The organism is Burkholderia ambifaria AMMD, from assembly GCF_000203915.1.
GTDB classification, from domain to species: Bacteria; Pseudomonadota; Gammaproteobacteria; order Burkholderiales; family Burkholderiaceae; genus Burkholderia; species Burkholderia ambifaria.
The window spans coordinates 829361-841931 of the sequence record NC_008391.1 but is presented as its reverse complement, the minus strand read 5'-3'; the positions used below and the strand labels follow the sequence as shown (position 1 = coordinate 841931).

The following is a 12571-nucleotide window of genomic DNA, read 5'->3' as shown; positions in this document are numbered from 1 at the left end:
GGCATGAAAGCGGCAAACTTCAACGTGGTAGTACGCAGGCGCAGGGGCCGGTAGCGGCACCGCGCCGGCACCCATGCGCCCCCGACTTGCTCGGGGGTTTTTTTGCATCGCGCACGGCCCCCGCGGCGCGTGCGAGGAGGGTATCCGCTTGCAACCGAACCTGCCGATTGCTTCCGAACCGGCGTCGCCCCGACACGCGACGCTGATCCTGTTGTGCGCGTTTTCCGTGCTGCCGTTGAGCATGTTGCTGCCGTCGTTGCCCGCGATCGCGCGCGACCTGCACGCCGACTACGGGCTCGTCGCGCTGGCGCTCGGCGGATACGCGGCGGTTGCCGCGTCGCTCGAGTTCGTGATGGGGCCGTTGTCGGACCGGTTCGGGCGACGGCCGATCATGCTGGCGAGCCTCGGCGTCTTCACGCTCGGGTCGCTGGGCTGCGCGATGGCGACCGATATCCGCATGTTCCTTGCGTGCCGGCTGATGCAGGCGGCGATCACGTCGGTCTATCCGGTGTCGATGGCGACGCTGCGTGACACCGCCGGCGGCGAACGCGCGGCGAGCCGCATCGGCTATGCGGCGATGGCGGCCGCGTTCGCGCCGATGATCGGCCCGACGCTCGGCGGCGCGCTCGATCAGACGGTCGGCTGGCGATCGAGTTTCTGGCTGCTCGGCGCGGCCGGTATCGCGCTGCTCGGCTGGTGCGGGTTCGATCTCGCGGAAACCCATACGAAGCGCGCCACCACGCTTGCGCATCAGCTTCGCGCGTATCCGGCGCTGCTGCGTGCGCGCCGCTTCTGGGCGTATGCGCTTTGCATGGCCTTTTCGACCGGCGCGTTCTACGCGTTCCTGGCCGGCGCGCCGCTCGCCGCGCAAGCGAAGTTCGGCATCCCGCCGGCGGAAATCGGTTTGTACATGGGGACGATCACGGCCGGCTTCGTGTGCGGCAGCTTTCTGGCCGCGCGTCACGCGCACCGCTATCCGCTCGCCGCGACGATCCTGTGCGCACGCGTGGTCGCATGCATGGGGCCGGTGATCGCGCTCGCGCTGTTGTTTGGCGGTGCGACGCATGCGATCGCATGGTTCGGGCCGTGCGTGCTGATCGGCGTCGGCAACGGGCTGTCGAATCCCGGTGCGCATGCCGGCGCGATGTCGGTGCGGCCGGACCTGGCCGGTAGCGCATCGGGGCTGGTCGGGGCGATGACGATCGCGGGCGGCGCCGCGCTGTCGTCGCTGACGGGCGCGGTGCTGACCGTGCGCAACGCAGGTTATGCGCCTTTGGTCGTGATGTTGCTGTCCGCGGCAATCGCGTTGGCGGCGGCCGGGTGCATCCGCATCTTCGACGCACGCGAACAGGATGCGTGATCGACGGCACGCATGAACGGCATGCCGATCCGGCGCGATGGCTTCGCGGCGCGGATCGGCAGGGATCGACGCGACGGCCGTCGGATGGACGTCGCGTCGCATGGGCCTGGATATCCCCTTACGGCTTCGCCCCCATCACGAACTCGAACGTCGCCACGCCATCGACGCCACCCGTCACGCGATCGCCCGGCTGCAGCGCGCCGACGCCGGCCGGCGTGCCGGTGAAGATGAGGTCGCCGGCCTTCAGCTCGACCGAGCGCGACACGTACGCGATCACGTCCGGCACGGCCCAGATCATGTCGGCGAGATCGCCTTGCTGGCGCGTTTCGCCGTTCACCGCGAGCCAGATCCGCCCGCTCGCCGGATGGCCGGTGACGCTCGCCGAGCGCAGCGCGGTCACGGGGCCCGACGCGTCGAAGCCCTTCGCCCAGTCCCACGGCCGGCTCAGTTTCTTTGCCTCGGCCTGCAGGTCGCGGCGCGTGAGGTCGACGCCGACGCCGTAGCCCCACACGTGCGACAGCGCATCGGCCGGGTCGATCGACCGGCCGTCCTTGCCGATCGCGACGACCAGCTCGATTTCGTGATGCAGGTCGCTGGTCAGCGGCGGATACGGGACGGTGCCGCCGGCCGGGACGATCGCGTCCGCCGGCTTCATGAAGAAGAACGGCGGTTCGCGGTCGGGATCGGCGCCCATTTCGCGCGCGTGATCGGCGTAGTTGCGGCCGACGCAGAACACGCGGCGCACCGGAAAGCGCGCGGACGACTGATCGACTTCGACGGAAGGACGCTCGGAAGCGTCGATGACATATGCGGACATCGGATGGCCTCGTTCGATGGAAAGACGGATGCCGCCGCCCGCGCAGTGCGCCGCGGGCCGGCATGCATGGAACGATACCCGACGCATGCGCGCCCGGATGCGACGCAACTGCGTTTTAACCGGACAAATCTACGCGTCGCCGGCCGCCGGTGCGGCGTCGGCGTCCGGCAACGCGGCGTTGGCGTCCCGGTACGCCTTCGGCGACACGCCGACCCGCGCGCGGAAGCGCCGCGCGAAATACCCTTCGTCGCGGAAGCCGACCGAGCGCGCGATGTCCGCGATGCGGCGGCTCGTATGCGCGAGCAGCGATTGCGCGAGCGCGATCCGGCGCTCGGTCACGAGATCGGTGAAGGTGCTGCCGGTTTCCTTGCGCACGAGGTGCGCGAGGTAGTTCGGCGACAGGAACGCGGCCTCGGCGGTGGCCGCGAGCGTCAGGTCCTCGCGGGTCAGGTTCGCGCGCACGTGGCGCAGCACGCGCGCGAGTGCGTCGCGCCGGCCCGCGCGCTGGGCGCCGCGCTGCGCGAGCTTGTCGAGCGCGCCCGCGTACTGCGTGCAGACGAGCCCGATCAGCTGCAGCAGGTAGCCGCGCAGCAGCGTGGTCGAGCCGAAGGTGCGCACGCGGTCGGCGTCGAGCATGCAGAGCGCCAGGCGGCGCGCCTCGTCGAACGCGTCGCCGGTCAGGATGAAGTCGAGATGCTCCTGGAAGCGGAACGGCGTCAGCTCGGGAAAGCGGTGTGCGGGAACGTCCTCGAGATCGAGCGGATCGACGTCGAGATCGGCGCGCAGGAACGCCTGGCTGAAGTTGATCACGATGAAGTGCGCGCCGTCCGGATGCGGAATCAGGTGCTCGCGGTGCGGCAGCACGAACGCGAGCGCGCCGCGCGGAAACGGCCGCGTGACGCCGCCGATCCGCTGCTCGGTGTCGCCGCCGAGGTTGAACTGGATCTGGAAATACGCGTGACGGTGCGGCTCGGTGATCGCCTGGCGCGACGTCTGGTCGCGGATGTAGAAATCGAGCCGGTCGCTGCGTTCGGGCATCCCGTACAGGCGCGGCGGGGCGGTGGAGGGCATGAAGGATTCTGCTGTTCGTGACGCGGTTGAGCCGCGATGGTACAGCGAACCGCGCGCGGCCGGAATCTGCTGGTCGATCCGCGCGGGCTGGTCGGATGGCGGGGCGCTCCGCGCGGTGACGGCGAATTACGTTGCCGGATGGAAGCCGAGGTAGCCGCAGCGCGTGCCGGCCTCGTCGTTTGCGAGCCGGCTTGATGCGCCGACCGAGCGGAGCGTGTCGGCAGTCGCGGTGCGATTTGTCAGCAGCGTCCATGCCGGAGCCGCGCGATCGTCGGCCATCGCCGCCGCCGCCGTGTACGGATCGGCAAGCGCGTTCAGTTCGGACAGCAGCGTATCGGCGGGCGGCGCATGAATCGCGAAGCCTTCGTTCGCGACGGCCGCCGCATCGATACCGAGCGCCGCGCACAGTCGCGCGCGCAGCGGCGCCTCAGCCGCGCTTGCTTCCCGCGAGCGCGCGATGTTCTCGCGCGTTTGCACGTCGACGATCATGCCGTGGCGCGCGAGCGGCGCGTGCTGCCACGCGTCGGGCGGGCACTGCTTGCCGTCCGGCATCAGCGGCACGAACGGATTGACCTCGACCGGATAGATCCGGCACACCAGCGGTCGTTCGTCGTAGATGCCGCAGCGCAGGTCGTCGCGCAGGTTCGGGCACGGCCCCGCATGCGATGCGGTGAGGATGGTGGTGACACGTATCGGCAACGTGCCGCTGAACGCGGGCGACGAACGTGCCCGCTTGTACGCGGCGAACGCGTCGTCGGCGGCCGGTTCGACGGGCCACGGCATGGCGTCGCACAGCAGCTCCACGTGGCCGCCGCGCCGCAGCCACGCAACGGCCTCGGCGACGGTCAACGGAATGCGCAGGTCGTGGCAGCAGCGGCCGCAGCCGGTGCATGAAAAGTCGATGTCGTGGTGATTCATGTCGATGGGAAGCGCGATGCGAGCGGCTGCGGTCAGCCCGCCACCAGCGGCGCGACGCGCCGGCGCAGCTCGGGCACGACCTCGGCGTCGAACCACGGATGATGCTTGAACCACGCCTGGTTGCGCGGCGACGGATGCGGCAGCGGCAGCACGTCGGGGCCGTAGTCGCGCCACGCCTGCACGGTGTCGGTCAGCGTCGCCTTGCGCGTGTCGCGCAGGAAATGCCGCTGCGCGTACTGGCCGATCAGCAGCGTCAGCCGGATCGACGGCAGTTCGGCGAGCAGCCGGTCGATCCACAGTGGCGCGCATTCGGGGCGCGGCGGGTTGTCGCCGCTCGCGCCGCGGCCCGGATAGCAGAAGCCCATCGGCACGATCGCGAAGCGCGTCTCGTCGTAGAAGGTGTCGGCGTCGACGCCCAGCCAGTCGCGCAGCCGCTTGCCGCTCGCATCGTCCCACGGGATCCCGCTCGCATGGACGCGGGCGCCGGGCGCCTGCCCGACGATCAGGATGCGCGCGTCGCGATGGGCGCGCACGACCGGACGCGGGCCGAGCGGCAGGTCGGCTTCGCAGGCGCGGCACGCGCGGATTTCAGTGAGCAGCACGTCGAGCGGCGTGCGCGTTCGTTTCGGCATTGATTCTGAACGGGGACGGAAGGGGCGGCGCGGATATCGCTGCGTCCGGGCGGCGCCGGTGCGTGTGCCGCCCGGCGCATCGCGTCAGGCGTGCCCGCAGGGCGCGGCATCGCGCGGTGCGTCGATCCTGCGGCCCCATGGCGCCGGCATCCTGCGAATCGGAAGGATCACTCGCCCGCTGAACCGCCTTCGGCGACCGCAGCATCATACAACGCCGTCTGCGCGATCGCTGCGGCGATCCCCGCGTCGTCGTGCTCGCCGTCGAGCATGCCCCAGCGCCGGTATTGCGACAGGAACCACTGGCCGTCGCGCGGATCCGGCCGGTTCACGGCGCCGCCGTCGTGGAAGCGGATCGGCAGCGGCGGCTGCGCGAACGGCCCCGCGCCGTAGTCGCCGAGCAGGCGCGGCGCGATCAGGCGGGCCGGCACGCCGAGCGCGTCGGGCGATGCAAGCCAGCCGGCCGCCTCGCGGCGGTGCGCGGGATCGTCCAGCCACGCGCACGCATCGACGAGCGTGCGGATCAGCGCGCGCGCCGTGGCCGGATACAGCGCGACGAATTCGCGGCGCGCGGCGAGCACCTTCTCCGGATGATCGGGCCAGATCTCGCTCGTGACGGCGACGGTCCGGCCCGCGCCGCAGGCCTCGGCCACCGCGTGCCACGGCTCGCCCGCGCAGAAGCCGTCGAGCTCGCCGCTCGCGAGCGCCGCGACCATCTCGGGCGGCGGAATCACGACGCTGCGCACGTCGCGCAGCGGATCGACGCCGTGCGACGCGAGCCAATGATTCAGCCACATCGCATGCGTGCCGGTCGGAAAGGTCTGCGCGAGCAGCGGCTTGCGGCCGAGCGTCGCGAGCGCCGCGCGCACGTCGCCGCTTTCGCGATACGCGTCGGCGAGGCCGCGCGCGAACGTGATCGCCTGGCCGTTGCGGTTCAGCACCATCAGCGCGGCCATGTCGGTCTGCGGGCCGCCGATGCCGAGCTGCAGCCCGCACACGAGCCCATACAGCGCATGCGCGGCGTCGAGCTCGCCGGTCAGCAGCTTGTCGCGCACGGTGGCCCACGACGGCTGGCGGCTCAGTTCCAGCGTCAGGCCATGGCGTGCGCCGAGATTCAACTGCTGCGCGACGATCAGCGGGGCCGCGTCGCTCAGCGCGACGAACCCGAGACGAAGATGCGCGCGTTCCGGCGCGGCGGGAGGCGAAGATGTCATGGCATTCAAGATTGGGATGACGCGTCGTACAGTTGCCGGGCGACGTCGACGATGCGCAGCCCCTGATCCATCGCGCGTTTGCGCAGGAACGCATACGCATCGTGTTCGGACAGCTTGCGCTGGTCCATCAGCAGTCGCTTCGCGCGGTCGATCAGCTTGCGCTCGGCGAGTTCGCGCTCGACGTCGGCGAGCCGGCGGCGCAGCGCATCGTCGTGCGAGAAGCGCGCGAGCGCGACTTCGAGGATCGGCGCGAGACGCTCGGCCGACAGCCCTTCGACGAGATACGCGCTGACGCCCGCGCCGACCGCCGCGTGAATCAGGTCCTGATCGGCATCGTGGCTGAACATCAGCACGGGGCGCGGGGCCGTGGCGTGCATTACGGCGAGTTGCTCGAGCGTGTCGCGCGACGGCGAATCGGTATCGATGATCACGACGTCGGGGCGCTGCTCCTCGACGGCGGCCGGCAGGCGCGCGGGCGTCGCGACGTCGTTGAGCATTTCGTAGCCGAGGCGCGCGAGCGCGTCGCCGAGCTCGCCGATCGGCTTGTCGGTGTCGGTGACGAGCAGCACGCGCAGGCGGAGGGGAGGAACAGGCGTACTCATGAGGCGAACGGCTGCGGCGAAATCGTGGTGCGATGCGCGGATCGGGCGCGGCGGCCTCGTGCGGAAACCGGGCCGCCGCAGCACGCGGCGGTCCGGCGGCCGGCGCCATCGGCACCGCTGTTTTCATGATAGGTGGGCGGCCGGTGCCGCGTGGCGTCGAACATGCTACGCGGCACGGGAGAACGCCGTTTCGATCGCGGTGCTTGCGTCCGGCACGCGCTGCACGGCCGCTTCGCCGATTGCGCCGCCGACGAGGATCACCGCCGGGCTGCCGAGCCCGGCTGCGGCCACACCGCGTGCGAGGCCGCCGAGCGTGCCGGTCCAGCGGCGCTCGTGCGGCGTGCCGGCCCATTGCACGGCGGCGGCCGGCGTCGACGCAGGCAAGGCGGCGAGCAGGCCGGCCGCGATGCTGTCGACGCGGCTCATCCCCATGTAGATCGCGAGCGTGGTGCCGGTGGCCGCGAGTGCCGTCCAATTCGGCTCACCGTGGTCCTGGCGGTGCGCGGTGACGAACGTGACGCCCTGGCAGTGCTCGCGGTGCGTGAGCGAGATGCCGAGGCTCGCGGCGGCCGCGAATCCCGACGAGATGCCGTTGATGATGTCCACCGGAATCGCGGCGGCGCGCAGCGTCGCGAGTTCTTCGCCGGCGCGGCCGAACAGCAGCGCGTCGCCGCCCTTGACGCGCACGACGTGCGCGCCGCGCAGCGCATAGCGGCGCATCAGTTTCTCGATGAACGCCTGCGGCGTGGAGCGGCAGCCGCCGCGCTTGCCGACGCGGATCACGCGCGCGTGCGGCGCGAGTTCGACGATGCCGGGCGCGACGAGATCGTCGAGCAGCAGCACGTCGGCGGCCGCCAGCGCCTTCACGGCCTTCAGCGTGAGGAGATCGGGATCGCCGGGGCCGGCGCCCAGCAGCGTGACTTTGCCAGTCGTCATGTCGTGTTCCTGTACCGCGTGCGTGCGGCGGTCGAGAGCGTATCGGTGCGCGCGGCGGCGGCGGGCGGTCGAAGCGACCACGGCATCCGGCCGTGCCGTGCACGGGAGGGACGTCGTTGTCCGGTCTGCTGTACCTGCCTGCGACGGCGCGCCCGCATCGCGGGGGGCCGCCCACCGGCTCCATTGCCGGTGTGTGCATTCGATTCAGCAATATCCGGGCCAGCCTGCGCGAACGGTACGGCGCGCGTGCCGGCATGCGCCGCCCGATGGCTGCATCGGTGCTGCACACGCATGTGGCCGAAGGCTCAGGGCCCACGCACTGACGCATCGGCATGCATCACGCACCGTCGGCGCGCACCGTGATGTCGCACGGCGACAGTGCTGCAGCGCACCACATCTGTGCCTCGATGCATTCCAACGAATCGCGCGCGGCGCGCCGCAAAGAGGGGAGTGACGGGCGGCGAGCGTTGTGCGGCGGGGCTTTCGGCGCGATTCGGGCCGACATGGCACGGCGCTTGCGTTAGGTGGTCCGGGCGAATCAACGGCGATTCGTCCGCAGCACCGATTACTGAACGCGCCCGGCAACGGGCTTCTTCATGGGCAACGGCGTCCTACGCATCGGGTCTCTCGACGAGACCGGGTGCGCAGGACGCCGTTTTTCGTTTGGCGGATGACATGACCGACAAAGCTACCCGTATCGATCTCTTCTCGTTCCGCACCGCGCCGATGCGCGCATTCCACATGACGTGGATGGCGTTCTTCGTGTGCTTCTTCGCATGGTTCGCATGCGCGCCGCTGATGCCGCTGATCGCGCGCGAATTCCACCTCACCGCGGCACAGGTTGCGAACATCAACATCGCCGCGGTGGCCGCGACGATCGCCGTGCGGCTGCTGGTCGGCCCGCTGTGCGACCGCTTCGGCCCGCGTCGCGTGTATGCCGGGCTGCTCGTGCTCGGCGCGATTCCCGTGTTCGCGGTGTCGTTTACGCACGACTATCTGTGGTTCCTGATCTGCCGCCTGGGCATCGGCGCGATCGGCGCCGGCTTCGTGATCACGCAGTACCACACGTCGGTGATGTTCGCGCCGAACGTGGTCGGCACCGCGAACGCGACGACGGCCGGCTGGGGCAACGCCGGTGCGGGCGCGACGCAGGCGATGATGCCGCTGCTCGTCGCGGCCGGCCTGATCCTCGGCTTCGGTGACAGCGCGTCGTGGCGCATCGCGCTGATCGTGCCGGGCGTCGCGATGCTCGCGATGGCCTGGGCGTACTGGCGCTTCACGCAGGACTGCCCGCAAGGCGACTTCGTCGCGCTGCGCAAGCAGGGCGTGACGGTCGACAGCGGCAAGAAGGGCGGCTGGGCGAGCTTCTTCGCGGCGTGCGGCAACTATCGCGTGTGGATGCTGTTCGTCACGTACGGCGCGTGCTTCGGCGTCGAGGTGTTCATCCACAACATCGCCGCGCTGTACTACGTCGACCACTTCCACCTGTCGCTGAAGGATGCCGGCTTCGCGGTCGGCCTGTTCGGGATGCTCGCGCTGTTCGCCCGCGCGCTCGGCGGCTGGCTGTCGGACAAGATCGCCACGCGCCGCAGCCTCGACGTGCGCGCGGCGCTGCTGTGCGCGCTGATCGTCGGCGAAGGGCTCGGGCTGATCTGGTTCTCGCATGCGCAAGGCATCGGCATGGCGCTCGTCGCGATGCTGACCTTCGGCCTCTTCACGCACATGGCCTGCGGCGCGACCTATGCGCTCGTGCCGTTCATCGACCGCAAGGCGCTCGGCGGCGTCGCGGGGATCATCGGCGCGGGCGGCAACGTCGGCGCGGTGGCCGCGTCGTTCCTGCTCAAAGGCGTCGGCGACGTGCAGCACACGCTGAGCCTGCTCGGGCTCGCCGTCACCGCGACCGCGTTGTGCGCGATGGCCGTGCGCTTCAGCGAAGAACACAAGGCACGCGAGGCCGAGCTGCGCGATCGCGCGCTGGCCGCCGCTCAAGCCGCGAACTGATCGACCGAGGAAACGCCATCATGAAACTCATCGTCATCGGCCACGGAATGGTCGGCCACAAGCTCCTCGAATGCGTCGCGGCGCAAGCCGGCGCGGCGGATGCGCTGCAGGTCACGGTGCTCGGCGAGGAGCCGCGCCCGGCATACGACCGCGTGCACCTGTCGGAATTCTTCGCGGGCAAGTCGGTGGACGACCTGTCGCTCGTCGAGCCCGGCTTCTTCGAACGCCATCCGCAGTTCGACCTGCGCCTGAACGCGTGCGTCGCGTCGATCGACCGCGCCGCGCACACGGTCACGCTCGCGTCGGGCGAGACGCTCGCGTACGACAAGCTGGTGCTCGCGACGGGCTCGCGTCCGTTCGTGCCGCCGGTGCCGGGCCGCGACCGCCCGGGCTGCTTCGTGTACCGGACGATCGAGGATCTCGAGGCGATGCAGGCGTGCGGCGCGCACGCGAAGCGTGGCGTGGTGATCGGCGGCGGGCTGCTCGGCCTCGAATGCGCGAAGGCGCTGCGCGACATGGGGCTCGAGACGCACGTCGTCGAATTCGCGCCGCGACTGATGGCCGTGCAGGTCGACGACGGCGGCGGCCGGATGCTGCGCGCGAAGATCGAGGCGCTCGGCGTGACCGTGCATACGGGCAAGAACACGCTCGAGATCGTCGACGGTGAAGAAGGTACCCATCGGATGGCGTTCGCCGACGGCTCGCATCTCGACACCGACATGATCGTGTTCTCGGCCGGCATCCGCGCGCGCGACGAACTGGCACGCGCGTGCGGCCTGGAGATCGGCCCGCGCGGCGGCGTCGCGATCGACGACGCGTGCCGCACGAGCGACGCCGACATCTACGCGATCGGCGAATGCGCGGCCTGGAACGGCATGGTGTACGGCCTCGTCGCGCCGGGCTACGACATGGCGCGCGTGGTCGCGAAGCAGCTCGCGGGTGACGCTGACGAAGCGGCCGCATTCGCCGGCGCCGACATGAGCACGAAGCTCAAGCTGATGGGCGTCGACGTCGCGAGCATCGGCGACGCGCACGGCACGACGGCCGGCAGCTGCACCTACCAGTATGCGGACGAGCGTCGCCAGGTCTACAAGAAGCTGGTGGTGTCGGATTGCGGCAAGTTCCTGCATGGCGCGGTGATGGTCGGCGACGCGGCCGAATACGGCACGCTGCTGCAGATGATGCTGAACCGCATCGAGTTGCCCGAGTCGCCGGAATTCCTGATCCTGCCGTCATCGGATGGCGCAGCCAAGCCGGCGATCGGCGTGGATGCGCTGCCGGACGGCGCGCAGATCTGCTCGTGCAACAACGTGTCGAAGTCGCAGATCTGCGCGGCGGTGGCCGACGGCGCGACGAGCCTCGGCGCACTGAAATCGTGCACGGGCGCGGGCACGTCGTGCGGCGGCTGCGTGCCGCTCGTCACGCAGATCATGAAGGCCGAGATGAAGAAGCAGGGCCTCGCGGTCAACAACCATCTGTGCGAGCACTTCCCGCATTCGCGCCAGGAGCTGTTCCACCTGATCCGCGTCGAGCGCATCACGACCTTCGGCGAACTGCTCGCGAAGCACGGTCGCGGCCTGGGCTGCGACGTGTGCAAGCCGGCCGTCGCGGGCATCCTCGCGTCGTGCTTCAACGAGTTCGTGCTGAAGAAGGAGCATGCGGGGCTGCAGGACTCGAACGACTACTACCTCGCGAACATCCAGCGCGACGGCACGTACTCGGTCGTGCCGCGCATGCCGGGCGGCGAGGTGACGCCGGAAGGGCTGATCGCGGTCGGCCAGGTCGCGCGCAAGTACGGCCTCTACACGAAGATCACGGGCGGCCAGCGCGTCGACCTGTTCGGCGCGCGCGTCGAGCAGTTGCCGTCGATCTGGGAAGAGCTGATTGCCGCCGGCTTCGAATCGGGGCATGCGTACGGCAAGTCGGTGCGCACCGTGAAGTCGTGCGTCGGCTCGACGTGGTGCCGCTACGGCGTCGACGATTCGGTCGGCCTCGCGATCGACATCGAGAACCGCTACAAGGGCTTGCGCGCGCCGCACAAGATCAAGTTCGGCGTGTCGGGCTGCACGCGCGAGTGCGCGGAAGCGCAGGGCAAGGACATCGGGATCATCGCGACCGAGAAGGGCTGGAACCTGTACGTGTGCGGCAACGGCGGGATGAAGCCGCGCCACGCGGAACTGATCGCGTCCGACCTCGACCGTGCCACGCTGATCCGCTACATCGACCGCTTCCTGATGTTCTACGTGCGCACCGCCGACCGGCTGCAGCGCACCAGCGTGTGGCGCGACAACCTCGAAGGCGGGCTCGACTACCTGACCGACGTCGTCGTGCACGACAAGCTCGGCATCGCGGCCGAACTCGAGGCCGACATGCAGCACGTGGTCGACACCTACGAATGCGAATGGAAGAAGGCCGTCACCGATCCGGAAACGCGCAAACGCTTCCGCCACTTCGTGAACAGCGACGCGCCCGACGCGACCATCGCATTCGTGGAGACGCGCGGCCAGATCCGTCCCGCGACGCCCGACGAGCGCGTGGGCGGCAGGCCCGTCCGGATTCCCGTTGTCGCCGAAGCGGCCACGGAGTCCGCAACTGAATCTGCAACCGAATCGGCAACCGTTTGACCCTGACCGACACCCGCGTCTTTTCCAAGGAGCCCATCATGAACGATCGTCTTCCCCTGTCCTGGACCCGTGTGTGCCCGCTCGACGACATCGTGCCGAACACCGGCGTGTGCGCGCTCGTCAACGGCGAGCAGGTCGCGGTGTTTCACGTCGCGCATGCTGAAGCCGGCGGCGTGTTCGCGATCGACAACGTCGACCCGGTGTCGCAGGCGGCCGTGATGTCGCGCGGGCTGATCGGCAGCCTCGGCGAGCGCGTGGTCGTCGCGTCGCCGCTGTACAAACAGCATTTCGACCTGCGTACCGGCGAATGCCTGGAAGCGCCCGAGAAGTCGGTGAGCGCGTATCCGTCGCGGATCGAGGACGGGTTCGTGTGGATTGCCGCCTGAGAGCCCCGGAGCA

At 69.9% G+C, this 12571-nt stretch carries 12 protein-coding genes; 5 read left to right on the top strand and 7 right to left on the bottom strand.

Annotation, left to right across the window (positions count from 1 at the left end; translation table 11 throughout):
- Positions 1-148 precede the first annotated feature (148 nt).
- Entirely contained in the window at positions 149-1360 is a 1212-nt protein-coding gene (locus tag BAMB_RS19795; RefSeq protein ID WP_041491478.1) for an MFS transporter, read from the top strand.
- Between the two features lie 118 nt (positions 1361-1478).
- Here BAMB_RS19795 and BAMB_RS19790 read toward each other — a convergent pair whose 3' ends face one another.
- From BAMB_RS19790 to cobA, 7 genes are all read right to left on the bottom strand, one after another.
- Entirely contained in the window at positions 1479-2177 is a 699-nt protein-coding gene (locus BAMB_RS19790; protein ID WP_011658946.1) for a fumarylacetoacetate hydrolase family protein, read from the bottom strand.
- A 129-nt stretch (positions 2178-2306) separates the two neighbouring features.
- Positions 2307-3248 (bottom strand): helix-turn-helix transcriptional regulator, encoded by a 942-nt coding sequence (locus BAMB_RS19785; protein WP_011658945.1) that lies wholly within the window; start codon positions 3246-3248, stop codon positions 2307-2309.
- A 126-nt stretch (positions 3249-3374) separates the two neighbouring features.
- Positions 3375-4166, bottom strand: a complete 792-nt coding sequence (locus BAMB_RS19780; protein WP_011658944.1) for a YkgJ family cysteine cluster protein — start codon at positions 4164-4166, stop codon at positions 3375-3377.
- A gap of 32 nt (positions 4167-4198) precedes the next feature.
- Positions 4199-4798, bottom strand: coding sequence for a uracil-DNA glycosylase family protein (locus BAMB_RS19775; protein ID WP_011658943.1), 600 nt, complete (start codon positions 4796-4798; stop codon positions 4199-4201).
- A gap of 167 nt (positions 4799-4965) precedes the next feature.
- Positions 4966-6009 carry a CmpA/NrtA family ABC transporter substrate-binding protein gene (locus tag BAMB_RS19770; RefSeq protein ID WP_011658942.1) on the bottom strand — a complete coding sequence of 348 codons (1044 nt, stop codon included), beginning with the start codon at positions 6007-6009 and terminating at the stop codon, positions 4966-4968.
- 5 nt (positions 6010-6014) lie between these two features.
- Entirely contained in the window at positions 6015-6611 is a 597-nt protein-coding gene (locus BAMB_RS19765) for an ANTAR domain-containing response regulator (RefSeq protein ID WP_011658941.1), read from the bottom strand.
- A 165-nt stretch (positions 6612-6776) separates the two neighbouring features.
- Complete coding sequence (cobA, locus tag BAMB_RS19760) at positions 6777-7547, bottom strand: uroporphyrinogen-III C-methyltransferase (RefSeq protein ID WP_041491655.1); 771 nt, start codon at positions 7545-7547, stop codon at positions 6777-6779.
- Between the two features lie 116 nt (positions 7548-7663).
- On the opposite strand from cobA, the gene BAMB_RS35415 reads away from it, so the two are divergent.
- The 4 genes from BAMB_RS35415 (at position 7664) to nirD (ending at position 12558) form a co-directional block, all read left to right on the top strand.
- A complete protein-coding gene (locus BAMB_RS35415) occupies positions 7664-7870 on the top strand; it encodes a hypothetical protein (RefSeq protein WP_126225495.1) in 207 nt (68 codons plus the stop codon).
- Positions 7871-8222: 352 nt separating this feature from the next.
- A complete protein-coding gene (locus BAMB_RS19755; protein WP_011658938.1) occupies positions 8223-9548 on the top strand; it encodes an MFS transporter in 1326 nt (441 codons plus the stop codon).
- Between the two features lie 20 nt (positions 9549-9568).
- Positions 9569-12172 carry a nitrite reductase large subunit NirB gene (gene nirB / locus BAMB_RS19750; RefSeq protein WP_011658937.1) on the top strand — a complete coding sequence of 868 codons (2604 nt, stop codon included), beginning with the start codon at positions 9569-9571 and terminating at the stop codon, positions 12170-12172.
- A 38-nt stretch (positions 12173-12210) separates the two neighbouring features.
- Positions 12211-12558 (top strand): nitrite reductase small subunit NirD, encoded by a 348-nt coding sequence (nirD, locus tag BAMB_RS19745; protein WP_011658936.1) that lies wholly within the window; start codon positions 12211-12213, stop codon positions 12556-12558.
- The last annotated feature ends 13 nt before the right edge of the window (positions 12559-12571 follow it).